General features: G+C 65.7%; 21 protein-coding genes and 1 riboswitch. Of the genes, 11 read left to right on the forward strand and 10 right to left on the reverse strand.

Going from position 1 to position 24,390, the window contains the following annotated elements:
* The first annotated feature begins 32 nt into the window (after positions 1 to 32).
* From recC to arfB, 4 genes are read left to right on the forward strand one after another with little or no spacing between them, the layout of a single operon-like run.
* Positions 33 to 3,422, forward strand: coding sequence for an exodeoxyribonuclease V subunit gamma (gene recC / locus NCS67_RS04125; protein ID WP_250434337.1), 3,390 nt, complete (start codon positions 33 to 35; stop codon positions 3,420 to 3,422).
* Complete coding sequence (gene recB, locus NCS67_RS04130; RefSeq protein WP_250434339.1) at positions 3,419 to 7,123, forward strand: exodeoxyribonuclease V subunit beta; 3,705 nt, start codon at positions 3,419 to 3,421, stop codon at positions 7,121 to 7,123. The genes recC and recB overlap by 4 nt, the downstream gene beginning before the upstream one ends.
* A complete protein-coding gene (recD, locus tag NCS67_RS04135; RefSeq protein WP_250434341.1) occupies positions 7,120 to 9,072 on the forward strand; it encodes an exodeoxyribonuclease V subunit alpha in 1,953 nt (650 codons plus the stop codon). The genes recB and recD overlap by 4 nt, the downstream gene beginning before the upstream one ends.
* Positions 9,069 to 9,482 carry an alternative ribosome rescue aminoacyl-tRNA hydrolase ArfB gene (gene arfB / locus NCS67_RS04140; RefSeq protein WP_034474228.1) on the forward strand — a complete coding sequence of 138 codons (414 nt, stop codon included), beginning with the start codon at positions 9,069 to 9,071 and terminating at the stop codon, positions 9,480 to 9,482. The genes recD and arfB overlap by 4 nt, the downstream gene beginning before the upstream one ends.
* A gap of 1 nt (position 9,483) precedes the next feature.
* Here arfB and NCS67_RS04145 read toward each other — a convergent pair whose 3' ends face one another.
* The 7 genes from NCS67_RS04145 to thiC form a co-directional block, all read right to left on the reverse strand.
* Positions 9,484 to 10,008, reverse strand: a complete 525-nt coding sequence (locus tag NCS67_RS04145) for a hypothetical protein (protein WP_008350584.1) — start codon at positions 10,006 to 10,008, stop codon at positions 9,484 to 9,486.
* A gap of 124 nt (positions 10,009 to 10,132) precedes the next feature.
* Positions 10,133 to 11,065, reverse strand: coding sequence for a DMT family transporter (locus NCS67_RS04150; protein ID WP_175979897.1), 933 nt, complete (start codon positions 11,063 to 11,065; stop codon positions 10,133 to 10,135).
* Positions 11,066 to 11,184: 119 nt separating this feature from the next.
* Positions 11,185 to 12,786, reverse strand: a complete 1,602-nt coding sequence (locus tag NCS67_RS04155) for an L-lactate permease (RefSeq protein WP_034474233.1) — start codon at positions 12,784 to 12,786, stop codon at positions 11,185 to 11,187.
* A 247-nt stretch (positions 12,787 to 13,033) separates the two neighbouring features.
* Positions 13,034 to 13,162, reverse strand: a complete 129-nt coding sequence (locus tag NCS67_RS31880) for a hypothetical protein (protein WP_268811669.1) — start codon at positions 13,160 to 13,162, stop codon at positions 13,034 to 13,036.
* A 260-nt stretch (positions 13,163 to 13,422) separates the two neighbouring features.
* Positions 13,423 to 13,947: a hypothetical protein gene (locus tag NCS67_RS04160; protein WP_250434350.1), complete on the reverse strand. Its 525-nt coding sequence runs from the start codon at positions 13,945 to 13,947 to the stop codon at positions 13,423 to 13,425.
* A 205-nt stretch (positions 13,948 to 14,152) separates the two neighbouring features.
* On the reverse strand, positions 14,153 to 14,332 hold the full coding sequence (locus tag NCS67_RS04165) for a YMGG-like glycine zipper-containing protein (RefSeq protein WP_372492622.1): 180 nt from the start codon (positions 14,330 to 14,332) through the stop codon (positions 14,153 to 14,155).
* Between the two features lie 240 nt (positions 14,333 to 14,572).
* The gene (gene thiC, locus NCS67_RS04170) at positions 14,573 to 16,504 is read right to left on the reverse strand and encodes a phosphomethylpyrimidine synthase ThiC (RefSeq protein ID WP_250434352.1); all 1,932 of its coding nucleotides are present in this window, start codon (positions 16,502 to 16,504) and stop codon (positions 14,573 to 14,575) included.
* A 129-nt stretch (positions 16,505 to 16,633) separates the two neighbouring features.
* Positions 16,634 to 16,774: riboswitch (TPP riboswitch) on the reverse strand.
* A gap of 220 nt (positions 16,775 to 16,994) precedes the next feature.
* Here thiC and NCS67_RS04175 point away from each other — a divergent pair.
* Both NCS67_RS04175 and NCS67_RS04180 read left to right on the forward strand, forming a co-directional pair.
* The gene (locus NCS67_RS04175) at positions 16,995 to 17,936 is read left to right on the forward strand and encodes an EamA family transporter (RefSeq protein WP_250434361.1); all 942 of its coding nucleotides are present in this window, start codon (positions 16,995 to 16,997) and stop codon (positions 17,934 to 17,936) included.
* A gap of 350 nt (positions 17,937 to 18,286) precedes the next feature.
* Entirely contained in the window at positions 18,287 to 19,069 is a 783-nt protein-coding gene (locus tag NCS67_RS04180) for a DUF4397 domain-containing protein (RefSeq protein ID WP_250434372.1), read from the forward strand.
* A gap of 59 nt (positions 19,070 to 19,128) precedes the next feature.
* On the opposite strand, the gene NCS67_RS04185 is transcribed toward NCS67_RS04180, so the two are convergent.
* The 3 genes from NCS67_RS04185 to NCS67_RS04195 all read right to left on the reverse strand — a co-directional run bounded on the left by NCS67_RS04185 (position 19,129) and on the right by NCS67_RS04195 (position 21,855).
* A complete protein-coding gene (locus NCS67_RS04185; protein WP_250434586.1) occupies positions 19,129 to 19,770 on the reverse strand; it encodes a dihydrofolate reductase family protein in 642 nt (213 codons plus the stop codon).
* Between the two features lie 292 nt (positions 19,771 to 20,062).
* Positions 20,063 to 20,197, reverse strand: coding sequence for an entericidin A/B family lipoprotein (locus tag NCS67_RS04190; RefSeq protein WP_008350566.1), 135 nt, complete (start codon positions 20,195 to 20,197; stop codon positions 20,063 to 20,065).
* A 188-nt stretch (positions 20,198 to 20,385) separates the two neighbouring features.
* The gene (locus NCS67_RS04195) at positions 20,386 to 21,855 is read right to left on the reverse strand and encodes a sensor histidine kinase (RefSeq protein ID WP_008350563.1); all 1,470 of its coding nucleotides are present in this window, start codon (positions 21,853 to 21,855) and stop codon (positions 20,386 to 20,388) included.
* Between the two features lie 149 nt (positions 21,856 to 22,004).
* Here NCS67_RS04195 and NCS67_RS04200 point away from each other — a divergent pair, with 149 nt between their 5' ends.
* From NCS67_RS04200 to NCS67_RS04220, 5 genes are all read left to right on the forward strand, one after another.
* A complete protein-coding gene (locus NCS67_RS04200; protein ID WP_008350561.1) occupies positions 22,005 to 22,181 on the forward strand; it encodes a DUF1328 domain-containing protein in 177 nt (58 codons plus the stop codon).
* Positions 22,182 to 22,235: 54 nt separating this feature from the next.
* A complete protein-coding gene (locus NCS67_RS04205; RefSeq protein WP_008350559.1) occupies positions 22,236 to 22,397 on the forward strand; it encodes a DUF1328 family protein in 162 nt (53 codons plus the stop codon).
* A 195-nt stretch (positions 22,398 to 22,592) separates the two neighbouring features.
* Positions 22,593 to 23,168, forward strand: a complete 576-nt coding sequence (locus NCS67_RS04210; RefSeq protein ID WP_008350558.1) for a ferritin-like domain-containing protein — start codon at positions 22,593 to 22,595, stop codon at positions 23,166 to 23,168.
* A 94-nt stretch (positions 23,169 to 23,262) separates the two neighbouring features.
* Complete coding sequence (locus tag NCS67_RS04215) at positions 23,263 to 23,895, forward strand: response regulator (RefSeq protein ID WP_008350556.1); 633 nt, start codon at positions 23,263 to 23,265, stop codon at positions 23,893 to 23,895.
* Between the two features lie 49 nt (positions 23,896 to 23,944).
* Positions 23,945 to 24,385: a response regulator gene (locus NCS67_RS04220; RefSeq protein ID WP_239295414.1), complete on the forward strand. Its 441-nt coding sequence runs from the start codon at positions 23,945 to 23,947 to the stop codon at positions 24,383 to 24,385.
* Positions 24,386 to 24,390: the final 5 nt, after the last annotated feature.

A 24,390-nucleotide genomic window follows, 5' to 3' on the forward strand; every position in this document is an offset into this window, starting at 1 on the left:
GCTTTCACAGACCGCATAGCAAGCCGCTTTCCATGCTCGAACTCTTCTATTCGAATCGTCACGAGACGCTCGCCGCAGCGCTCTTCGAAGACCTCGACGCGTTTGCGATGCGCGAGGGCGATCCCTTCGCGCGCGAGTCCGTCATTGTGCCGAGCGCGGCGTTGCGGCGCCGGCTCGAACTGGATATGGCGGAGCGCTTCGGCATCTGCGCGAACGTCGACTTCTGTTATCTCGCGCAATGGCTGTGGGCGCAGATCGGGCGCGTGCTGCCGGTGCCCGCGCATTCGCCGTTTTCGCCGGACCGGCTCGCGTGGCGTTGCTATCGGCTCTTCGAAGATCCATCGTTCGGCGATTCGGCGCGGCTATCGACGTATCTGAACGCCGCCGACGATTCCATGCGCTACGAACTCGCGCGGCGCATCGCGACAGTCTTCGATCACTATCTGACGTATCGGCCCGAGTGGCTCACGCATTGGCAGGCGGGCGGCTCGATTCTCACGGGAAGCAATGCCGAAATCGACGCGCGCGGCCCGCGTCTTTCTGGCGCGAACGACATCCAGCGCGAGGACGAGCGCTGGCAACGAGCGCTCTGGCGCGCACTGCTCGAAGACCTGTGCCGCGATGAGAACGGCGACGAGAAAGACCCGACGCCGCCCGCATACCGCTTCCTCGCCGGTTCCCCCGGCTTCGATCTCGATACGGTGATGCGCGCGCAATGGCCGAGCCGCATCAGCGTGTTCGCCTTGCCGACGATGCCGCCGCTGCACATCGCGCTCTTGCGCGAGCTGTCGCGCTGGATCGACGTGCGCGTCTACGCGCAGAATCCTTGCCGCGAGTTCTGGTTCGACATCGTGAGCGAGGCGCGCGTCGAACAACTCGAATTGAAGGGCGAGGCGGACTATCAGGAAGTCGGCCATCCGCTGCTCGCGGAGTGGGGCCGGCAGACGCAGGCGCAACTGCACATGCTGCACGAATTGACCGAGAGCGCGGCGTCGAGCGAGCGGCAACTGTTCGAGAACAATCCCGCGCCTACGTGGCTCGCGCGTCTGCAAAACGGCATCCTCGCGCTCGATGAAGACAGCGCCGAGCCGCAGCTCGAGGACATCGTCGAGAACGGCATCGAAGTGCATGTTTGTCACAGCCTGTCGCGCCAGCTCGAAGTGCTGCACGACCGCTTGCTCGACTGGTTCGACGATATCGAAGGGCTGGAGCCTTCGGACGTGCTCGTCGCGTTTCCGGATCTCGCAGTCGCTGGGCCGCTCATCGACGGCATCTTCGGCACCGCGCCCGCGGGCGCGAGCAACGAGCGCCGGCGCATTCCGTATCGGATTACCGGCCTGCCGCCGTCGCAGGCGAATCCCGTCGCGCGCGCGCTCATCGACTGGCTCGCGCTCACCGAACGCAGCGTCGGCGCGCCCGAGCTCGTCGAATGGCTGCGCGTGGATGCGATCGCGGCGCGCTACGGCATCGACGCCGCCGCGCTCGAAACGGCGCAGGCGTGGCTCGCGGCGGCAGGCGCGCGGCGCGGCCTGCGTCCCGACGACGTGACGGCGGACGACGTGCCCGCCGCGCGTCACACATTCGCCGATGCGCTCACGCGGCTCTATCTCGGCTATGCGCTGCCGGGCGGCGGCGCGCCGGTCGCGGATTGGCTGCCGATCGAAGGGGCGAACGGGTCGGAGGCCGAATTGCTCGGCCGTCTCACGCGCTTCGTCGACGACATCGACGCGTTCGCCGAACGCATCGCGAGAGCGCGCACCGCGCGCGCCTGGGGCGATCTGCTGCTCGACGCGCTGGAGCGTTTTTTCGATGCGGGCGTCGCGTTCGCCGACGCCGTCGGCGACGTGCGCCGCGCGATCGATTCGCTGATCGCCGCAATGGACGAGGGCGCGGGCGTGACCGAAGTATCGGCCGCCGTGATCCGCACCGCGCTCACCGATACGCTCGACGATCCAGCGCGCGGCGGCGTGCCCTGGGGCGGCGTCACGTTCTCGTCGCTGACGAGCTTGCGCGGGCTGTCGTATCGCGTCGTGTGTCTGCTCGGCATGGACGACGGCATGCTGCCGAGCCTCGCGCGCGCCGACGAGTTCGATCTGATGGCGCGCTTCGGCAAGCTCGGCGACCGTCAGCGCCGCGACGACGAGCGCAATCTGTTTCTCGATCTCACGCTCGCGGCGCGCGACCGGCTGATGATCGCGTACACGGGCCGCAGCATCCGCGACAACGCCGTGCTGCCGCCCGCCGCGCTCATCGACGAACTGCTCGACTACCTCGCGCAGTCCGTCGCGGGCAAGCACGCGGCGCCGGACGAACTCGCGAACGCGCGCGCGCGCTTCGTGTTCGAGCATCCGCTGCAGCCGTATGCGCCCGAGTATTTTCGCGACGATGGCAGGCTCTTCACTTACGAACCCGAGCGCGCCGAACTCGCTCGCGCTTTGGAGTCGGGCAAGTCGCAGCCCGTCGCGCGATTCTTCAGCGCGCCGTTGCCGCCGGAAGACGACGCGCAGACCGTCGCGTTCGACGACTTCGTGCGCTTCTGGCGGCATCCGGCGCGCTCGCTGTTGCGCGACCGCCTGGGCATTGCGCTCGTCGATGCCGAGTCCGAACTCGACGACACCGAGCCGTTCGAGCTCGGCTTCGCGGGCCGCGATGCGCTCGCCGCGCGCGTGCTGCCGGCGCTGCTCGACGATGGCGAGCGCGCCGCGCGGGAACTCGCAAGACGCGTCGCGCGCGCGAGTCCCGAAATGCCGGGTGGCGCGACGGGCGGCGTGTGGCAGGCGCGCGAACTGCACGCGCTCGGGCAACTGGCGGAGCGCGTGCGGGCATCGACGTCGGCGGGCGTCGAACGTCTGCCGTTCTTGCTGGACGTGAGGCCACGCTGGCCCGACACCGCGGGCATCGCGCTATTCGGCGCGCACGACGATTCGCTCGTCGACGTCCGTCCGATGGCGCTCGTCGGCACGTTGAACGCGCTGACGCCGCAAGGCCAGGTGATCTATCGCTACGACGCACCGCGCGCACGCGATTATCTGTCCGCGTGGCTCGCGCATCTCGCGTACTGCGCGGCGCTGCCCGACGGACCGCGCCGCACGATCTGGCACGGGCGCGGCGCACAATCGGCGGATTTCGAACTGATGCCCGTCGCCGATCCGCTCGCGCATCTCGCCGCGCTCGCGTCGCTCTATCGCGCGGGACGCCGCATGCCGCTGCGCTTCTTTCCGAAGAGCGCGTGGCTCAAGGTGAAGGAGGGCGATTCGAAAGCGCAGGCCGCGTGGGAATCCGAGCGCACGCACGCCGAATCCGACGATCCGGTGTTTCGCATCGCCTTTCGCGGCGCGGACCTCGCACTCGACGACGCCTTCGCCGCGCTCGCGCGCATCGTGTTCGAACCGCTCGTGCAACATCTGCGGAGCGGCGCATGACCAACCTGACTTCATCTCTGGACAACATCGGCGTGCAGGAACTCGACGTCTTCTCTTGCGCGCTCGACGGCGTCAATCAGATCGAGGCTTCCGCCGGCACCGGCAAGACCTGGAACATCTGCGCGCTCTACGTGCGGCTGCTGCTCGAAAAGCGCCTGTCCGTCGAGCAGATTCTCGTCGTCACGTTCACGAAGGCGGCGACCGCCGAGCTGCACGAGCGCATCCGCTCGCGGCTCGCGGGCGTTGCCCATGCGATCGAAAACGGCGATGCGGCGGGCGATCCGTTCATCGAGCAACTGTTCGACACGACGCTCGCCGGCATCGACGCAGACGAAGCCGCGAAGCGCCTGCGCATCGCGGTGTCGACCTTCGATCAGGCCGCGATCCACACGATTCACGCGTTCTGCCAGCGCGCGCTGCAGGAAGCGCCGTTCGCCGCGGCGATGCCGTTCGCGTTCGAAATGGAAGCCGACGACAGCGCGTTGCGCTTCGAGCTCGCCGCCGACTTCTGGCGCGAGCGCGTCGAGCCGGTGGCGGCGCGCGTGCCGTCGTTCGCGTCGTGGCTCGTCGCGAAGGGCGCGGGTCCGGCATCGCTCGATGCGCAACTCGCGCGGCGTCTGAAGAAGCCGCTCGCGGCGCTGCGTTTCGGTGACTTCGGCGCCGCGCAAACCGCCGACATGCAGGCGCTCTTCGACCAAGCCTGCGCGTTGTGGCACGCCGAGCGCGACGGCATCGTGAAGCTGCTCTCCGACGCGAAGGATGCGCTGAAAGCGAACAGCTACAGCACGAAGATCGTCGGCGAGGCCATCGAGGCATGGAGCGCCTACTTCGCGGAAGGCGATTGCCACGCGCCGCCGCCCGAGCGGGCGCTCAAGCTCACGGCGACCGCGCTCGCCAAGGGCACCAAGGTCAAGAACACGCCGCCCGCGCACGCCTTCTTCGATCAGGCCGATGCGCTCGCCGCGTCCGCCGCCGCCGCCGAGGCATCGCAGCGCGCGATGTGGCTCGACATCGTGCGTGAATGGCTCGATCACGCGCCTTCGGAACTCGCCGCGCGCAAGCGCGCGCGCCGCGTCGTGTCGTTCGACGATCTGCTGTCGAACCTGCATCACGCGCTCGTGAAGCACGCGTGGCTCGCCGAGGCGTTGCGCGCGCGTTATCCAGCCGCGCTCATCGACGAATTTCAGGACACGGACCCGCTGCAGTTCGCGATCTTCGATCGCGTATTCGCGCCGCACGGGCCGCTCTTTCTCGTCGGCGACCCGAAGCAGGCGATCTACAGCTTCCGCGCCGCCGACCTGCACACGTATCTCGCCGCGCGCGACGGCGCGAGCGCGCGCTACACGCTCGCGGTCAACCAGCGCTCGACGCCGCCGATCATCGAGGCGTGCAACCGTTTGTTCGAGGCGAATCCGTCGGCGTTCATCCTAGATGGGCTCGACTATCAGCCGGTGCGCGCGGGCACGCGTCAGCGCGGACCGTTCGTCGACAACACGCCGGCCGCCGCGTATTCGGACATCGCGGATTTCTGCGTGTGGATGCTGCCGCACGGCGAATCGGTGCTTGTGAAAGCGAATGCGCAGCGCGATGCCGCAGAGGCCTGCGCCGCCGAGATCGCGCGGCTGTTGCGCGGTGCGCAGCGCGGCGAAGTGACCATCGGGAAAGCGCCGCTGTCGGCGGGCGATATCGCCGTGCTCGTGCGGACGCATCGGCAGGGCAGTCTCGTGAAGCGCGTGCTCGCGGCATGGGGCATCGGCAGCGTGGAGCTCGCGCAGGCGTCCGTGTTCGGCTCGCTCGATGCCGAGCAGATCGAGCGCGTGCTCGCCGCCATCGACACGCCGGGCGATCCGCGCCGCCTGCGCGCCGCGCTCGCTACCGACTGGTTCGGGCTCGACGCCGCCGCGCTCTGGCGGCTCGAACACGCGGACGCCGCCGATCCGCACGGCGAGCCGATCGATTCGACGAGCTGGGTCGAGCGCTTCTCGCGCTATCGCACGATCTGGCACGAGCGCGGCTTTGCGGTGATGTGGCGCACGCTCGCGCGCGAGCTGTCGATCGCGACGCGTCTCGTCGCACGGCCCGACGGCGAGCGCCGGCTCACGAACGTCAATCATCTGGCGGAGCTGCTGCAGGCGCGCTCGGCCGAACAGCCCGGCATCGCGCCGACGCTGCGCTGGCTCGCGGCGCAACGCGAGCAGCAGGGCGGCGGCGAGGAAGCGCAACTGCGTCTCGAATCGGACCGCAATCTCGTGCAGATCGTGACCGTGCACAAGTCGAAAGGGCTTGAGTATGCGGTCGTGTTCTGTCCGTTCCTGAACGACGGCGCGTCGCGCGAGGCGTCGAAATCCGGTTTGCCCGATGCGCGCGAGTATCACGACGACGCGGGCGTGGCGGTGCTGCATTACGGCATGGAAGGCGACGAAGACGATCTCGCGAGTGCGGCCATTGCGCGCGAGCAGGCGGCCGAGAGCGCGCGTCTCGTGTATGTCGCGCTGACGCGCGCGGTGTTCCGCTGCTATGTCGTCGCGGGTTCTTATCTGTCGAGCCGGTCGACGAAGGAGTCGCGCCGAAGCGTCCTCAACTGGCTCGTCGCGGGTGGCGGAAAAGACTTCGATGCGTTCTGCGATGCGCCGCCCGAGGAAGCGGAAATCGTCGCGGCGTGGCATGCGGTCGGGGCGCGGTCGCAGGGCGCGATCGGCGTCGCGCCGCTGCCGGTGATCGACACGCGCGAGCCGCTCGAAGCCGACGCGTCCCACGAACACGAGATCGCCGCGCGCACGAACCGGCGCATCCTGCGCGATCGCTGGCGCATGGCGAGCTTCAGTTCGCTGATCGCGGCGGGCGCGCGCGACGAGGCGAATCAGGCGCAGCCGGTGGAAGCGCGTCCGGATCACGACGAACTCGCCGCGCTCGATGACACCGCGCGCACGGACGCCGCTTCGAACGACGAATCGCCGCTCGATCCCGACGACATTCTCGCGTTTCCGCGCGGCGCGGCGGCGGGCGAATGCCTGCATCGCATGTTCGAGCTGGCGGATTTCACCGATGAGTCGAGCTGGCCGGCCGCCGTCGAGCGCGCGCTGCACGAGCATCCGACGCCCGCGCCGGAAGCGCTCGCGCCGCGTCTGCGTCCGATGATGCTGCGTCTCATCGGCGACACCGTGAGGAGCGAAATCGCGCCCGGCATGCGGCTCGCGACCATCCCGACGACGCGCCGCATGAACGAACTGGAGTTCCTGTTCCCGGCGGATTCGCTCGATTTCAGCGCGTTGCGGCGTCTGCTCGCGGCGCACGGTTTTCCCGACGTCGCGCTGGAGGCGGGCGCGTTGCGCGGATTCATCAAGGGTTTCATCGACATGATCGTCGAGCACGAAGGCCGTTTCTGGATCATCGACTGGAAGTCGAATCATCTGGGCGATGCCGCTTCCAACTACGCCGCCGCGCCGCTCGCCACGGCAATGGCGGAGCACGCGTATCACCTTCAGGCGCTCATTTACGTGGTCGCGCTGCATCGATATTTGCGCGCGCGGCTCGCGGGCTATGCGTACGACACGCATGTCGGCGGCTATCTGTATCTGTTCGTGCGCGGCGTGCGCCCGGACTGGCGCGACGGTGAAGAAGCGTGCGGCGTGCATCGCGGACGGCCGTCGCTGGAACTGGTCGAGGCGCTCGATCGTTTGATGTCGGGAGGCGCGGCATGAGCACGCTCGATGCAATGCAGGCGACGCGCCCCGTGCCCGCACCCGCCGATGAAAGCGCGGCGCTCGCCGAAGGTTTCGCGCGGCGCATGAGCGCGCTCGCGGCGCGCCTGAACGCAGACGAACGCAGCGTGCTGTGGGCCGAACGCGCCGCGCTCGCGATGAGCCGCGCGACCGCGCAAGGCCACGTGTGCCTGCCGCTCGCCGCGCTCGCGCGCCGTCACGACGCGCGTTTCGACGAGGCGCGCGACGCGCTGCTTGCAAGCGGTGTCGCGTGCCTCGTGCGCGGCGGCGCGCGCGCGGACGCGGCCGACCTGCTGCCGCTCGTCATCGACGAGGACGGGCGGCTTTATCTCGCGCGCTACTTCGACTACGAGCGCAGGCTCGCGTGCTCGCTCGTCGAACGTTCGCGCGATACGCGCATGACCGCTTCGCGAGAGGACATCGCGCGACAGGCCGAACGCATCGCGCGCTATTTCGGCCCGCGCGCGGATGACGACATCGACTGGCAGCGGGTCGCGGCGTTCGTCGCGCTGGCGGGACGGCTGACGATCGTGAGCGGCGGGCCGGGCACCGGCAAGACGACGACCGTCGTCGGCGTGCTCGCGTGTCTGCTCGACGCCGATCCGGACTTGCGGATCGCGCTCGCCGCGCCGACCGGCAAGGCGGCGCAGCGCATGCAGGAGGCGCTCATCGAACGCGCGGACAAGCTGCCGCCCGAACTCGCCGAACGCCTGCCGCGCACGTCGTTCACGTTGCAGCGATTGCTCGGCGTGCAGTCGGACGGGCGCTTCCGGCATCATCGCGACAATCCGTTGCCGTATGACGTGATCGTCGTCGACGAAGCCTCGATGATCGACGTCGCGCTCGCCGCCCATCTGCTCGAAGCCGTCGCGCCGGCGAGCCGTCTCGTGATGCTCGGCGACAAGGATCAACTGTCGGCGGTGGAAGCGGGCGCGGTGTTCGCGGAACTGAGCGCGGAGCCGTCGTTCAGCCATGCGGGCGTGGCGCGCATCGCGGCGGCGCTTTCGGTCGATGCGAAGCGCCTCGAAGCCGCATTGCCGAACGCCGCGCCCATCGACGATTCCGAGGGCTACGGCGATCTCTTCGACGCGAAGGCCGAGCCCGCGCTCACCGATTGCGTCGTGTGGCTGCAGAAGAACTATCGCTTCGGGCTCGATTCGGACATCGGGCGTCTGTCGATCGCAATCCGCAATGGCGACGAACGGGCCGCGCTCGATGCGCTCGATCCATCGGGCGAGCGCGCGGCCGTGCTCTTCGACGATGGCGACGCGACGCTGTCCGAGCGCACCCTCGCGCGTCTCGCGAAAGGCTTCGCGCCGTACGCGGACGCGCTCTCGGCCGTGCTCGACGGCGAGCAAGCGGATCACGCCCGACTCTTCGATGCGCTGAATCGCTTCCGCGTGCTGTGCGCGACGCGCAAGGGGCCGCGCGGCGTCGACGAAGTGAACGCGCGCATCGCGGCGAAAGTGCGCGAGCAAGCGGGCATTGCGCTTGCACTCGGTGCACAGTGGTTCGCCGGACGGCCGGTGATCGTCACGCGCAACGACTATGCGCTCGGGCTTTTCAACGGCGATATCGGCATCGCGCTGCCTGGCGCCGACGGCCTGTTGCGCGTCGCGTTCCGCCTGGCCGATGGCGCGCTGCGCTACGTGTCGCCCGCTGCGCTGCCGCCGCACGACACCGCGTTCGCGCTCACCGTGCACAAGTCGCAAGGCTCGGAGTTCGAGCACGCGGCGCTCGTGTTGCCCGGCGCGTTCGTGCGCGTGTTGTCGCGCGAGCTGGTGTACACGGCGATCACGCGGGCGAAGCGCAGAGTCGAAGTGATCGGCTCGGCGGCGATCTTCGCGCAAGCCGTCCGGGAGCCGACGCGCCGCGACTCCGGGCTGGCCGCGAGAATGCGGCGCCTATCCAGGGAATTCGACCGATGACCATCACCGACAGCCTCGCCGTGCCGCCCAACGAAATCGAGCTGACGGCCGTGCGCGCGCAAGGCGCGGGCGGTCAGAACGTCAACAAGGTGTCGAGCGCGATCCATCTGCGCTTCGACATCCGCGGGTCTTCGTTGCCGGAGCACATCAAGGCGCGTCTGCTCGCGCTTTCCGACAGCCGCGTCACGCGCGAGGGCGTGATCGTCATCAAGGCGCAGGAGCATCGCACGCAGGACATGAATCGCGCGGCGGCGCTCGCGCGTCTCGACGAACTCATCCGCAGCGTGTCAATCACGCGCCGCAAGCGAATCGCGACGAAGCCGACGCGCGCATCGCAGTTGCGGCGCGTCGAAGGCAAGGTGAAACGCGGCGCGATCAAGGCGGGGCGCGGGCCGGTGCGCGGCGAATGACTCAGCTTTGCCACTTCGGCGGCATGTCGACGCGCGGCCCGAAGAACCACGACTTGAGCACGTCGCGTCCGATCACGCGGCCCAGTTCGGCGAACGCACAGTAGTTGCCGATCATCAGCACGAGAAGGATCTGGACGGCCCAGAACTGCGGCCAGTTGATATGCGCGATGAGCGCCTGATTCGCGGCAGCAAGGCCGTGGGTCTCCTTCCAGAAGTCCAGCAGCCGCTCGAGATAGTGCAGGATGCCAGCGATGGCCGTGTAGATCAGCGTTTTCCAGGCGGCGTTCCAGACCAGCGGACGGTCCGGATAGCGGTTGATGAACGGCAGCATGTTGGCGATCAGCACGGACTTGCCGAGAATCAGCGAAGCGACGAGCACCGACATCGACGAGGTCAGCGAAATGCCGGTGCCCATTACCATCAACGCGCGCACGATGGCGACGGCATGCAGGAGGATGAAAAAGAAAACGGTCGGCGGGACCATTTTCATCATTTCATGTTTGAGCTTGGCGAACAGATCGTGCATGACGGCTCCCGGCAAAAGCGCGAAGGATGACGCGGCGCCGCACGGCGTGCAACGGCATCCAAACAATTTCACCCTTGCGGACGATGCCGCCCGCACACCGCCGCTTTTCCCGAAAGCAGTATAGTCAGCGCGCGAATTTTCGCCGTCCGACGAACGGCACGCGTTTCACCACGCCCGTCGCGAGCGCGGTGCCCGCGAGCACGATCGCGCAGCCCGCCATCATGACGAGCGAGACGTGCTCGCCGAGAAAGAGCGCGCCCCACAGAATGCCGAACAGCGGAATCACGAACGTGACGGTCATCGCGCGCGCCGGGCCCGCGACCGCGACCAGATGGAAGTAGATGAAATACGCGATCCCCGTGCAGCCGATGCCGAGCGCGAGCACCGCGCCCCATGCGTGCGCGGAAACCGGCGCGGCGGGCCAGGTAAAGAGCGCGATCGGTGCGAGCGTGAGCGTTGCGCCGATCATGCTGCCGGCCGCGTTGGTCATCGCGTCGACGTCCATCAGATACTTTTTCGCGAAGTTGCCCGCGACGCCGTAAAGCGCCGACGCCGCCAGCGCCGCCGCCGCCGCGAGCATGCCTTGCACCGGCAGCGCGGCGGCTTGCCCGGCATGCTCCGGCGCGATCTGGTTCCACACCAGCACGAGCACGCCCGCGAAGCCGATCGCCATGCCGATCGTGCGCGCGGTCGTCAGGCGATCCTTGAGCCACAGGAAAGCGACGAGCGCGCCGAACAGCGGCGTCGTCGCGTTGATGACGGACGTGGCCCCGGCCGAAAGCGTCAATTCGGCATACGCGAAGAGACAAAACGGCGCGGCCGAGTTGAGAATGCCGACGGCGAGCAATTGAAGCCAGCGTTTCTTCAGCGTCGCGGCGGTTTGGGCGAGCGGCCGCCGCGAAAGCAGCATCGCGATCAGGAACACGGCGCCGATGCCCACGCGCACGGCCATCAGCGGCGCGACGCCGAACTCGGCGACGCCCACGCGGATGAAGAGAAACGACGCGCCCCACAGGGCGGCGAGGACGATCAGTTGCAGCAGATTGGCGGGTGACATGGCGGGCGGACTTCGCAAGGCTCATCGAAAGTCCGCGCATGTTAGCACCGCGTTCGTCTCAGAAATGGTCCGCCGGACGAAAGCGCAAGAAGCGGGAGAAACAGGGGAAGCGCGAAAGCTCAATGCGGCGGGATCATCCACGTCAGCACGTTTTGCTGCAGCCACACGAGCACGCCGAGCAGGATCGTCAGCAAGATCGAATGCTTGAACGTGCGCGCGAACACGAGGCCTTCCTTGCCTTTGAGCTCGGTGGTCGCGACGCCGGTCGAGATGTTTTGCGGCGAGATCATCTTGCCCATCACGCCGCCCGACGAATTGGTCGCCGCCATCAGCACCGGATTGAGGTTGAGCTGGTTCGCCGCGACGACCTGCAGATTGCCGAAGAGCGCGTTGCCCGACGTGTCGCTGCCGGAGAGGAACACCGCGACCCACCCGAGGAACGCGGACACGAGCGGGAAGAACGGCCCGACCGACGCCACGCCCAGACCGAGCGTGTAGTTCATGCCCGAGTAGTTCATCAGATACGCGAGGCCGACGATCGTCGCGACCGTCAGAATGGCGATGCGCGTCTGCACCCACGTATCGCCGATCGCCGCGACGTATTCGCGCGCGGGCAGCTTCACCATCAACGCGGTGATGATCGACGCGACCAGGATCGCCGTGCCCGTCGCGAGTGGCTGGAAGTCCCAGATCGCGCCGTAAGGCTGCTTGTAGAGCGTGATGTAGACCGCCTTGTCGAGGCCCGGCCACGCGATTTTCACGTCGCCGATCATGAAGATCTTGAGCACCGTCCACACGATCACGACCACCGAGACCACGATCCACGGCACCCAGCCCTGGCCGCCCGGAATCGCCGAACGCGTCGCGCCGGCGCGCTCGACGTTCACCGCGAAGCGCTCGTCCGCGACGGGCTTCCACACGCGCAGGAACGCGATCGTCACGATCAGCGAGACGAGCGACGAAAGCACGTCGGTGAGCGCATAGCTGATGTAGTTCGACGTCACGAACTGCGTCAATGCGAACACGCCGCCCGAGACGAGCAGCACGGGCCAGATACGCATCATGTTGCGAAAGCCCGCGTAGATACCGATCACATAGAAGGGCAGAAAGAGCGCGAAGAACGGCAACTGGCGACCGACCATTTTGGCGAGCGCATCGGTGGGCAGGTGCGTGACTGCGCCGAGCACGGTGATCGGCACGCCGAGCGCGCCGAACGCGACCGGCGCCGTGTTGAAGATCAACGTGAAGGTCAGCGCTTCGAGCGTCGGGAAGCCGAGCAGGATCAAGAGCGAACTCGTGATTGCGATCGGCGTGCCGAAGCCCGAAATCCCTTCGAGCAGCGCGCCGAACGAGAAGCCGATCACGACGAGCACGATGCGCCGGTCGTTCGGCAGGTTATCGACCATCCACATGCGAAATGCTTCGAAGCGCCCCGAGCGTTGCGCGACGTTGTAGAGCAGGATCGCGGCGAAGACGATCCACATGACGGGCCACAGCGCGAACACGGCGCCGGCCGCGACCGAATCGAGCGCGAGCCCGACCGGAAAATGCCAGCCCGCGATGGCGATGACGAGCGCAAGGACCAGCCCCGCGAGCGACGCCTGCCACGCGGGACGGCGCGCCCAGCCGAGCAGCACGAGCACGAGGATGATCGGCAGCGCGGCGACGATGAAGGATGCGAACAGGGAATTGGCGATCGGGGTGAGTAGCTGGTGGAACATCGGGTCTCCTTCGTTCTGTCATGAACCGAAGCGGCGCCAACGCGAAGCCGCGATGCGCGTGGAGTTCGATGTCCGGCCGCCGGCTTAAGCAACCGCATAACGCGCACACTAAGAATAGGGCGCGAAGGGCATGCGTCAAGGCGTGAATGCCCGTCCATTCCGGCCACGGCGTGGCGCGCAGAGGTGAATGGACGTGAAGGGACGCGCCGCTTGCGGGCGCGTCATCGATGCGGACGGACGAGCGCGATCAGCCCTCGGCGACGGCGCTCGGCGCGCTCTCGTCGCGACCGGCCGATGGCGTCTGGCGGAAGACCCACACGGTCAGAAGGCCGAGCGAGGCGAAAATCCACAGCAGGAAAAACACGAAGGCCATCATGTCCGATCCCCCGATACGGAAAAGTGCGCGGAACAACGGTTATCGCCGTTGCGACTCGATGCAGGGAAGCTATGTAGCCAAAACCGTGCCAATCATCTGGCGAATAGTGGCGAAGCCTTGTCGGATAAGGAAAGTGCGCCGGCGCACGATGAAGCGCGTCGTGCGCGCGAGCCCGTGTCGAAAGGAAAATGTTGCAGCAGTGTTACGCGGCAAGGCGACAAACGGCTTTTTGTCTCACCTGGCGTATCGCGGCGCGTCGATCAGTGTCCGCGGCCGCCGCCTCCGCCGCCATGCCAACTGCCGCCGCCGCCGTGCCAGCCGCCGCCCCCATGCCACCCGCCGCCGCCGTGCCATCCGCCACCGTGGTAGCCGCCGCGATAGCCATGTCCCCAGCAGCATCCGCTGCCGCCCCAGTAGCCGAAGCTGAACGAAACCGCCGGATAACCGTAGCCGTAGCCGTAGTACGCCGGATAGCCGTAGTACGGGTAAGCCGCATACGGCGGGTAATACGGATAGGGATACGTCCGGTAGTAGTCGGAGTACGACGAGCCGACGGCGTATTCGTACTGTGGCGGCAAGGTCGCGGATGACGTCGGCGTGGCCGCCGTGCCGGACGCGGGCAACGCGAATTCCCGCTGCGTGTAGGTCGCGCCGACGACAGGCGCGGGCGGATAAGCTGGATAAGCCGGATAACCGTAAGGGTAATAACATCCGCCGAGAAGAAGCCCGGCGGCGAGCGCTGCGGCGGCCGTCCTGGGTCTGGACATGCTGCGGGCGGAAATCATGGCACTGCTCCTTGCGTTACGGCTTGCGGGACGTGGGATCGAATGAAATTGGCCCCTTAAGAAGCAGCTTAGTCGAACGACAACCGGGAGGCGCGCCGCGTGATGTGAAAAAGCATTGCGGCGCGCCTTTATGTAACAGAAATGAAACAGCGGGTCGTTGATGGCGGCGAAACGCTTCCGTTGCGTCGTTCAGACGATGTTCGCGCTACTTCCCGACCTGATTGCCGATAATCCCGCCGACCGCCGCGCCGCCGAGCGTCGAAAGCGCGCTGCCGCCGATCACCGCGCCGCCCGCCGCACCGACGCCGGCGCCGATAGCCGTATCCCGTTGACGCGTGGTCATGTCGCCGCAAGCGGTCAGTCCTCCCAGAAACCCAACGATCATTGCAGCGGCGCCGATCTGTTTGATGATTTTCATGTCGACTCTCCAATTCGAAGATGAGATGAATCGGCTGCGGCTCGGCCGCATTTGCGCCGGTTCACGCACTCGACCAGCAGAAAAGATGCCCGAATCGTCGGATGAACCGCTCATTCAGGCCCGACAAGGCTTTGCGCCCGGCGCACACATAAAAAACGGCCTGCCGCACGCGCTGTGCGACAGGCCGTTGTCAGCGAGTCAGAAGCTTCAGGTCGGCTGATAGATTTCCGAGCCCTTTTTCACGAACTCGATCGCCTTCGTCTCCATGCCCTTGGCGAGCGCCTCGCTTTCGCTGACACCTTGCTTCGCCGCGAAATCGCGCACGTCCTGCGTGATCTTCATCGAGCAGAAGTGCGGGCCGCACATCGAGCAGAAATGCGCGACCTTCGCGGAATCCTTCGGCAGCGTTTCGTCGTGGAATTCGCGCGCCTTGTCCGGATCGAGACCGAGATTGAACTGGTCTTCCCAGCGGAATTCGAAGCGTGCCTTCGACAGCGCGTTGTCCCGCACCTGCGCGCCCGGATGACCCTTCGCGAGATCGGCCGCGTGCGCCGCGAGCTTGTACGTGATGATGCCTTCCTTCACGTCGTCCTTGTTCGGCAGCCCCAGGTGTTCCTTGGGCGTGACGTAGCAGAGCATCGCGGTGCCGAACCAGCCGATCATCGCAGCGCCGATGCCCGACGTGATGTGGTCGTAACCCGGCGCGATGTCGGTCGTCAGCGGCCCGAGCGTGTAGAAGGGCGCTTCGTCGCACCATTCCAGTTGCAGGTCCACGTTTTCCTTGATGAGCTGCATCGGAACGTGGCCGGGGCCTTCGATCATCACCTGCACGTCGTGCTTCCACGCGATCTGCGTCAGTTCGCCGAGCGTCTTCAGTTCGCCGAGCTGGGCTTCGTCATTGGCGTCGTAGATCGAGCCGGGGCGCAGGCCGTCGCCGAGGGAGAACGAGACATCGTATTGCTTCATGATTTCGCAGATGTCTTCGAAGTGCTCGTAAATGAAGCTTTCCTTGTGATGCGCGAGGCACCACTTCGCCATGATCGAGCCGCCGCGCGACACGATGCCCGTCATGCGGTTCGCGGTCAGCGGCACGTATTGCAGGCGCACGCCGGCGTGAATCGTGAAGTAATCGACGCCTTGCTCCGCCTGCTCGATGAGCGTGTCGCGGAAGATTTCCCACGTCAGGTCTTCGGCCTTGCCGTTCACCTTTTCGAGCGCCTGATAGATCGGCACCGTGCCGATCGGCACCGGCGAATTGCGGATGATCCACTCGCGCGTTTCGTGGATGTGCTTGCCGGTCGACAGATCCATGACCGTGTCGCCGCCCCAGCGAATTGCCCACGTCATCTTGTCGACTTCCTCGCCGATCGACGACGTGACCGCCGAATTGCCGATGTTCGCGTTGATCTTCACGAGGAAGTTGCGGCCGATAATCATCGGCTCGCTTTCCGGGTGATTGATGTTCGCGGGGATGATCGCGCGGCCGCGCGCCACTTCCTCGCGCACGAATTCAGGCGTGATTTCCTTCGCCGCGTCCTTGCCGAACGCCGCCGCGCCGAAGGCTTGTCCGGCGTGCTGGCGGCCCATCATCTTCGCGAGCTTTTCGCCGTTGGGGCCGCTCGTGCGCAGGCTTTCGAGATACTCCGCGCGACGCTGGTTCTCGCGAATCGCGATGTACTCCATCTCCGGCGTGATGATGCCTTGGCGCGCGTAGTGCATCTGCGAGACGTTCTTGCCGGCGAGCGCGCGGCGCGGATGACGGTGCAAACCCGGAAAGCGCAGTTCGGCCGTTTTCGGATCGGCGGCGCGCTCGCGGCCGAACTCGCTCGACAGGCCGCTCAGTTCCTCGGTGTCGCCGCGCTTTTCGATCCACGCGCCGCGCAGCGCGGGCAGACCGCTGCGAATGTCGATCTGCGCGTCGGGATCGGTGTACGGGCCCGACGTGTCGTACACGTAGACGGGCGGATTCTTCTCGCCGCCGAAGCCGTCGGGCGTGTCGGATTGCGTGATCTCGCGCATCGGCACGCGGATGTCGGGCGTCGAACCTTCGACATAGACCTTGCGCGAGTTCGGCAGCGGCGCGATGGCGGCGGCATCGACGACGGCGTTTTCCGAGAGGAACTTCGGGTTGGCATTCATGTGCTTGATCTCCTAAGGGACGATTTTTTTCAGCACGAGCGATGTCGTAGCTCGTGGTGACTCAGGAGCTAAACAGGGAGGAACGAGATGGAAAGGTACGGGTTCGGTTGAAGTGGCGTGGACTGCGGCCTATGGAACCCGAACGCTTCCCTGCGCTGGCATTATCCAGATCAGGTTCAAAGGGTATTTCTCACCCACGCCACACGAAGCGCTTCGTCGATGAAACCGCACGAAACCGCGATGTGCAACGCAGGACCCCCGCGTTAGCAGCCGACACGTTACACCGCGGCGTGGCGTCTTGGCAACCATCCCGAAAATGAGCCGATGGATGCGAGCGCTTACTGCATAATGTCGGGCGCCGCGGATTTCCGGGTTTTCCCGAAGGTCGCGCGGTCCTTCCTCGCGCCATTCCCCTTTGCTTTACGCCATGTCGTTCTGTCTGGTTTTGCCCGTTTTTCTCCGGCGCGCAGCCGTCGCCGCGGAGTGATGCATGTCCGCTCTGCCTCCGCCGCGCCTGCCGTTCAGCTTCCCTGACCGTTTTCCGTTTCGCGCGCCGCGCTCTTTCAAGGGGCAGGTCGCGCTTGCGCTGACGGTCGTCTATCTCGTTTGGGGATCGACGTATCTCTGCATCCATCTCGCGCTCGAATCTTTTCCGCCGTTGATGCTCGGCGGGCTGCGCAATCTGTTCGCGGGCATCGGGCTATTCTTGATCGCGGTGCATCGCAAGTCGGTGTGGCCCAGCGCGCGGGAAGTGCGCAACGCGGCGATCGTCGGCACGTTGCTGGAAGGTCTGTCGAGCGGGATGATGGCTTACGGCATGCGGACCGTGGGGACCGGCACGGCCGCCGTGATGGTCGCGACGGTGCCGCTTTTCGCGACGATCTTCACCGCGCTCAGCGGACGCGGCGTCGCGAAAGGCGAGTGGTTCGCGGTGGCGCTGGGTCTGCTCGGGATCGTGCTGCTGAATCACGGCGATCCCTCGCCGAGTTCGACGGTCGGCACGCTGGCGATTCTGTGCGCCGCGATCTTCTGGGCGGGCGGCGCGCATCTGGCGACGCGCCTGCCGCAGCCTTCCGATCTGCTGATGTCGACGGCGCTGCAGATCGGTTTGGGCGGATTGATCGCGACGGCGATCGCGTTCGCATCGGGCGAGCGGTTGGCGAGCGTCGGCGTCGGCGCGGGGTTCTCGTTTTTGTATCTCGTCGTGATCGGTTCGATGGCCGCTTATGTCGCGTATAACTTTCTGATACGCAATACGAGCACGATCGTCGCGACGAGTTGTCTTTATGTGAATCCGGTGGTGGCGGTTGGTTTGGGCGCGCTGCTGCTCGGGGAAATCGTCACGCAATGGACCTTGATTGCGACCGTTGTGATTCTGCTTTCCGTTGGGCTTTCGTTCTGGTTTGATCAGCGGCGGCGGGGACTTCTCTGAACGCACCATCCTTGTAAAAACCGCTTCTCGTCACGCGGCGACGCTGCATTGATCGATGCAGCGCCGCGCGGGGTCTTCGCGCATCCCGAGCAATTCCTCTAATGAATCCGAAACCCTTTCCAGACGGGCCTCAGCGGCCGATACACGCCATCGTCGCACCGTCTCGGGGCATGCTCATTGCTCAACGCATGCGCCACTTCGACGGCAAATCTGATCGATCGAAATGGCAAGAGGGAAACCCGAATCGGGCCCGGCGAGCGAGCGCGCAAAGTCCTGCGGATGCCTAATCGTCCGGACCCGGATGACGATGTGGCCGATCAAATCAAATCAAAACAAAGGAAGGTGAAACCATGAAGCTCATCCGTACCGCTGCCGCGCTTGCCGCCGTCGCCGCTTTGCTCTCCGCTTGCGGCGGAAGCTCCGATGACGTCGGCAAGGAAATCGGCGTCACTCAGCCGCAAGTCCATTTCATCCACGCGATCCCGAGCGGCCCGAACGTCGACTTCTACGACAACGGCAAGATCCTGCAGCCGAATCTCGCGTACAAGGCGGTGACGAACTTCGCGAACATCGACACGGGCCAGCACAACTTTTCCTACGCCGCCGTCAACACGACGACGCAACTCGCCACCGACACGACCATCTCGAACGCGGCGAAAGGGCACGAATACACGGTGATCGCGCTGCCGGACGCGGGCTTCGTGCCGTCGATCGCGGTGATCGACGATCCGTTCGACAAGGGCCTGCTATCGAGCAGCGCACGCGTGCGCGCGTTCAACGCATCGACGAACGCGCCGAACCTCGACATCTATCTCGTCGCGCCGGGCACGAACATCTCGACCGTCAGCCCGACGATGGCGGGCGTGGCCTACAAGAACGCCGTACCGGCGACGACGCAAGACTCGATCTACGTCTCCGGCGGCACGTATCAACTGATCGCGACGCTGCCGGGCTCGAAGACGCCGGTCTATAAATCGGCGTCGTTCGATCTCGTCAACAACGCGGACTGGCTCGTGACGACGCTGCCTTCGGGAAATGCAGCCACGCAACTCGTGCCCGAGAAGATTCGCGTGCTCGTCGCGCAGGGCGGCAACACGCAGCAGCCGGCGCTCGAACTGCCCGACACGCAATAAGGCATGAACCGCACAGCCCGGCCGGAAGAATCGGCCGGGCTTTTTCGTATCGCGCGCAGCTACTTCGCAAGGACGATGTGCGTGGCCCGCTCCGTCGGAACGTGCTCGACCGTCCGATATCCCAAAGCGCGCAAATCCAGACCGTCGAAGAGCGATTCCCCTTGCCCGAGCGCCACCGGCGCGAAAGCGAGGTGGATTTCATCCACATGGCCGGCCTGAATGTATTGCTTGACCGTGGCCGCTCCGCCGCCGATCTTGATGTCCTTCGCGCCGGCCGCTTCGCGTGCCTTTTGCAGCGCGACCTCGATGCCGTCCGAGACGAAGTGAAACGTCGTCCCGCCTTGCATCCGAATCGGCGGACGCGGGTAATGGGTCAGCACGAAAGTCGGCGCATGATAGGGCGGATCCTCACCCCACCATCCTTTCCATTGTTCATCCGGCCATTCGCCGCGAATCGGCCCGAACATGTTGCGCCCGAGGATGAACGCGCCGAATCCGTCCATCGCGCGCCGGGCGAAGTCGTCATCGACACCGGTTTCGCCGTCGTCTTTTCCCTGCATCCGCCGAAACGTCTGCGTCGGGAAAAACCACTGAAAGAGCTCCGGGCCCCGCACCCCGAGCGGATGTTCCAGACTCTGACCGGTTCCCGCGGCGAAGCCATCGAGCGAAACGCCGAACCCGGCTACTTTTACTCTGGCCATTCGTGTCTCCGTTTGCGCTGTGAATCCCGATGTCTGAAGCCAGGCATCATCGCTCAGGAAGGCATCGAGATGAGCGAACTCTATCGCAGCGAAGGGGATCTGGGTCATCGGCGTCATTGTGCAGAGAATGACGCGTGACCCGTGGGACGCCGCGAGCGGCCTGGACGACACACGAACGGCTCCAAGACAAAAAAAATCCCGCCACGCGAAGGTGGCGGGAAGAGAGAGAACTACGTCAACGCTATGGAACGCCTGAGCGGGAACGCCGCAGCGAAGCGGCGCGCCTCGTGAATTACTTGTGCTGCTCCGCGGAGTTCGAGATGGCCTGGCCGCCCTTCGAGATGTCCTGACCGGCTCCCGAAACGGTGTTGCAGCCTGCGAGAGCCGCGCTGCCGGCGATGAGGAGTAGAGCGATGAGTCGAGTCATGTGTATTCCCCTTGGAGTTGAAATGCGTGACAGGAAAAACGGTTCGCGCATCGTGTGTGGTCGACGGGCGCCTGGCTGACGTCCTGTCTTACCGGTGTGAACAATCATAAAAAAGCGCATCGTTCGCGGATGTAGGCACGCATGCGATTCTGGTGTCGGCGTCGTCCGCATTTCGTGTCGGCGCCGTCCTACGTGGATGCCGCGACGACCGGCGCATCGGCGCTGCGCTCGCGCGGCATCGACACGCTGATCGCCGTGCCGCGCGGCGTCGCGCGCTCGATCTCGAAGCGTCCGCCGCGCGCCGACACGCGCTGCCGCATGCCGACGAGCCCATGCGTCTGCGTGCGCTTTAAATCCTGCGGCCGAATGCCGATGCCGTCGTCGGTGATCGAGAGCGACACGTTCGCTTCATCGACCGTCAGCGCCACGCGGATACGGCTCGCGTGCGCGTACTTCGCCGCGTTCGTGAGCGTCTCCTGCGCGACGCGGAAAAGCGCGATTTCGATCGCCTCGCCGAGCTTCACGTCCTCGCCCGGCAGATCGAATTCGACGTTCCAGCCGTTGCGCTGCGCGGCTTCATCGGCGAGCGAGCGCAGCGCCGTGACGAGACCGAAGTTGGCGAGCACCGTCGGGCGCATGTCCTCGATGATGCGGCGCTTCAACGCGATGCCCTGATCCAGATTGCCGAGCGCGCGCGCGAGTTTTTCGGCCATCGCGGGCTCGCTGTCCTTCAGCTTGCCGCGCACCCACGCGACATCCATCTTGCTCGCGGTGAGGATCGAGCCGAGTTCGTCGTGCAGTTCGCGCGCGAGCTCCGTCTTCTCGTTTTCGCTGACGGACTGCAAGTGCCACGCGAGCGCCTCGAGCTGACGCGTGCGCGCGAACACGAGCTGGTCGAGCTCTTCCTGCTGCGTGATGAGCGCCTTCTGCACGCGCGCCTGCTTGTCGAGCTGAATGCCGAGATTACGAAACAGCAGGATGAATAGAACGATGTTGAGGGCGCACAACGCGCCCACGCACAGCGTCGAGATGCGCTGGTCGGCGCGGCTCGCGTCGAGCGCGTGTTGCGCGCGCTGCTCTTCGTTCAGGCGCAACAGCGACAGCGCCGCATCGAGCGTGGCGCTCGCGTCGGGTGGCGGCAGGGCACGCGTGGCATCGGCGTCGGGCGAATCGGCGATGCGCGCGGTGCCTTGCGCGATTTCATCGTCGGCGGCGGCGCGGATCTGCGCGAAGCTCGCGAGCGCGGTGTCGTCACCGATGCGCCGGTAATACGCATCGAGCCACGCCAGCGTGCGCCGCACGCGTCCGGCCGCGTCGCGGAAATGCGCCTGATACGCGTCGTCGGCCTGTAGCGCGAAGCCGCGTTCGTCGGCGGTGAGCGCGGCGATATCGGCGGCGAGCATCGAAAGCTGCGCGGTCGCGCCTTTCGCTTCGAGCGCGGTCTCGTATTCCGACGCGATCCGCATGCGCCCCGATTCCAGAATGATCAGCCCGCCGACCGTGATGACGATCGCCACCGTCATCGCGACCGCCCAGCTATAGCGGCGCATCCAGTCGTTGAAGCGCGTGGCGCGGCGCGCGATGCCTTCCGGCGCGGGCGGCGGCGTGTCCTCGGGCAAGATCGTCGTCGGTATCGCGGTGGGCGGTACGTGGCTCATGGCGTGGGTCGTCCGGCGTTTCACTTAGAGCAGCCGATTTGAAAGCAAGTGTCGGTGGATTCCCACAGCAAAAAAGGAGCCTGCCCGAATGCGCGGCGCGCATCGCGTGGCTACGATAGTTCCGTCATCCACTCCTACGGGGAACGATCATGCTGAAGTGGGCCTTGTTTTTCGCGATCGTAGCCGTGATCGCCGGCGTGCTGGGGTTCACCGGCGTCGCTGCCGGAGCGGCCGCCATCGCCAAGTTCCTGTTCGTGCTGTTCCTGATCCTGTGCGTCGTGTTTCTCGTGCTCGGCTTCGTCGTCACGAAGAAAGCGATCGATTAGCGGCGTTCCGGACGTATCGACAAAACGTAATCAAAAACTCAGGAAGGAGGTCACATGCTTCATTACGCTGCAGTCTTCTTCGTCATCGCCCTCATCGCGGCCGTGTTCGGTTTCACGGGCATCGCGGCCGGCGCGGCGGAAATCGCGAAGATCCTTTTCTTCATTTTTCTCGTCGTGTTCGTGGTCACTTTGCTGCTCGGCGTGTTCCGAACGTGACGCCCGCTTAGCTAAAAGCCACGAGCCATCAAGCCGCGCGCGGGTTTCATCACCGTCGCGCGGTTTCTTCGACAGATCAGGCATGGTGTGTGCATCGGAGTATCGGATTGGATAGCAGGGCGCTATGGAAACCCTGGCGCCGAAGCCTGCTCCAGCGAACAACGTCAACTCACCTGTCAAAGAGGAGCGAACCAAATGTCCAAATCGTCTGCGGTAAACGCCGAGCCGAGCCAATCCACCGACGCCTTCGTTCTCGATGTCGAGAAGATCCGCGCCGATGCCCGGCAGCACATGGACGAAGGCGCGGTGACGACCGGCTACGGCGCCGATCGCGAGACCGTGCTGAAGCTGCTCAACGATTCGCTCGCCACGGAAATCGTCTGCACGCTGCGCTACAAGCGCCACTATTTCATGGCGAAGGGCATCCACTCGGAAGCCGTCGCACAGGAGTTTCTCGAGCACGCGAACGAGGAACAGCAGCACGCCGACACGCTCGCCGAGCGCATCGTGCAACTCGGCGGCGCGCCGAATTTCGCGCCCGACGGCCTCTCGTCGCGCTCGCATTCGCAGTACAGCGAAGGTAAGGATCTGATCGACATGATCCGCGAGAATCTGATCGCGGAGCGCATCGCGATCGACACGTATCGCGAGATCATCCGCTATCTCGGCGACAAGGACGTCACGACGCGTCGCATCTTCGAGGACATTCTCGCCGTCGAGGAAGAGCACGCCGACGACATGGCCGATCTGCTGGAAGGCCGCAACGGATGAGGACGAGGTCGCCGGGGACGCGTCGCGCGCCCGGCGCCCGCATGACATGGCCGATCCACTGGTAGCCGACCGTCCGGCAGCACGGACCACGCGAATGATTCGAGTCTTGATAGCCGACGACCACGCCATCGTGCGCAGCGGGTTCAGGCAGTTCGTCGCCGACGAACCCGACATGGAAGTCGGCGCGGAAGCCGCCACCGGCGACGAGGCCATCGCGCTCGTGCGCGCGCAGGCGTTCGATGTCGTGCTGCTCGACATCGCGATGCCCGACAAGAACGGCGTCGATACCTTGCGCGTCATCAAGCAGATCCGCCCGGAGCAGGGCGTGCTGATGCTTTCGGGGTTCCCCGAAAGCCAGTACGCAATCAACCTGCTGAAGGCGGGCGCGAACGGCTATCTGAACAAGGATGCCGCGCCCGACGAAATCGTGCGCGCGATCCGCACGGTGGCACGCGGGCATCGTTATCTGTCGGAGTTCATCGCGGATGCGCTCGCCGACAAGCTCGACAAGCCCGCCGCCGAGCGCCCGCACGAACTGCTGTCGGAACGCGAGTTTCAGATTTTCTGCAAGCTCGCGGGCGGCCAGTTGCCGACGGAAATCGCGCAGGAACTGCATCTGTCGGTGAAGACGGTGAGCACGTATCGCGCGCGCGTGCTCGAAAAAATGCGGCTTTCCAATAACGCCGACCTCACGTATTACGCGATCAAGAACGGCCTGATCGAATAGCGGCGCATCGTTCGAACATCCGCGAGAGCACTGCCGGAGGACGCCCGCCGTGGGCAATCACATCGACACTGACGACCGAATGGAGCAGCCGGGCGCGCGGCGGCCGCCGCTCGCGGCGTTGCTGATCGAGGATTCGCCGCTTATCCGCCGCAGCCTGACCGAGGCGATCGACGCGCTCGGGCCGTGGCGCGTGACCGCGTTCGCCGATGCGCCCGACGAGGCCATCGCGCTGCTGTCGTCGCGGACTTTCGATGCGATCATCGTCGATCTGCAACTGAAGCGCGGCTCGGGCATCGACGTGCTCGCCTGGCTCAAGGAGGGCGGCGCGCCGCGCTCGGAAACCGCGTTCATCGCGGTGCTCACGAATCACGCGCTGCCGACGTATCGCGAGCGTTGCCTGCAATACGGCGTGCGTCACTTCTTCGACAAATCGCTCGAGTTCGATCGCGTGCTCGACGCGCTCGACGACTACGCGCGCGAGCGCACCTGAAGGCG

The sequence above is a fragment of the Caballeronia sp. ATUFL_F2_KS9A genome, assembly GCF_023630765.1.
Taxonomy (GTDB): Bacteria; Pseudomonadota; Gammaproteobacteria; order Burkholderiales; family Burkholderiaceae; genus Caballeronia; species Caballeronia zhejiangensis.

Bases quoted from the DNA above. Each gene is read 5' to 3' on its own strand.
- NCS67_RS04180 (WP_250434372.1), top strand. From the start codon at position 18,287: ATGAAGCTCATCCGTACCGCTGCCGCGCTTGCCGCCGTCGCCGCTTTG.
- recB (WP_250434339.1), top strand. From the start codon at position 3,419: ATGACCAACCTGACTTCATCTCTGGACAACATCGGCGTGCAGGAACTC.
- NCS67_RS04210 (WP_008350558.1), top strand. From the start codon at position 22,593: ATGTCCAAATCGTCTGCGGTAAACGCCGAGCCGAGCCAATCCACCGAC.
- NCS67_RS04145 (WP_008350584.1), bottom strand. From the start codon at position 10,008: ATGCACGATCTGTTCGCCAAGCTCAAACATGAAATGATGAAAATGGTC.
- NCS67_RS04195 (WP_008350563.1), bottom strand. From the start codon at position 21,855: ATGAGCCACGTACCGCCCACCGCGATACCGACGACGATCTTGCCCGAG.
- NCS67_RS04160 (WP_250434350.1), bottom strand. From the start codon at position 13,947: ATGATTTCCGCCCGCAGCATGTCCAGACCCAGGACGGCCGCCGCAGCG.
- NCS67_RS04150 (WP_175979897.1), bottom strand. From the start codon at position 11,065: ATGTCACCCGCCAATCTGCTGCAACTGATCGTCCTCGCCGCCCTGTGG.
- NCS67_RS31880 (WP_268811669.1), bottom strand. From the start codon at position 13,162: ATGATGGCCTTCGTGTTTTTCCTGCTGTGGATTTTCGCCTCGCTCGGC.
- NCS67_RS04185 (WP_250434586.1), bottom strand. From the start codon at position 19,770: ATGGCCAGAGTAAAAGTAGCCGGGTTCGGCGTTTCGCTCGATGGCTTC.
- NCS67_RS04215 (WP_008350556.1), top strand. From the start codon at position 23,263: ATGATTCGAGTCTTGATAGCCGACGACCACGCCATCGTGCGCAGCGGG.
- NCS67_RS04175 (WP_250434361.1), top strand. From the start codon at position 16,995: ATGTCCGCTCTGCCTCCGCCGCGCCTGCCGTTCAGCTTCCCTGACCGT.
- NCS67_RS04155 (WP_034474233.1), bottom strand. From the start codon at position 12,786: ATGTTCCACCAGCTACTCACCCCGATCGCCAATTCCCTGTTCGCATCC.
- recD (WP_250434341.1), top strand. From the start codon at position 7,120: ATGAGCACGCTCGATGCAATGCAGGCGACGCGCCCCGTGCCCGCACCC.
- NCS67_RS04165 (WP_372492622.1), bottom strand. From the start codon at position 14,332: ATGATCGTTGGGTTTCTGGGAGGACTGACCGCTTGCGGCGACATGACC.
- recC (WP_250434337.1), top strand. From the start codon at position 33: ATGCTCGAACTCTTCTATTCGAATCGTCACGAGACGCTCGCCGCAGCG.
- NCS67_RS04190 (WP_008350566.1), bottom strand. From the start codon at position 20,197: ATGACTCGACTCATCGCTCTACTCCTCATCGCCGGCAGCGCGGCTCTC.
- arfB (WP_034474228.1), top strand. From the start codon at position 9,069: ATGACCATCACCGACAGCCTCGCCGTGCCGCCCAACGAAATCGAGCTG.
- thiC (WP_250434352.1), bottom strand. From the start codon at position 16,504: ATGAATGCCAACCCGAAGTTCCTCTCGGAAAACGCCGTCGTCGATGCC.
- NCS67_RS04200 (WP_008350561.1), top strand. From the start codon at position 22,005: ATGCTGAAGTGGGCCTTGTTTTTCGCGATCGTAGCCGTGATCGCCGGC.
- NCS67_RS04205 (WP_008350559.1), top strand. From the start codon at position 22,236: ATGCTTCATTACGCTGCAGTCTTCTTCGTCATCGCCCTCATCGCGGCC.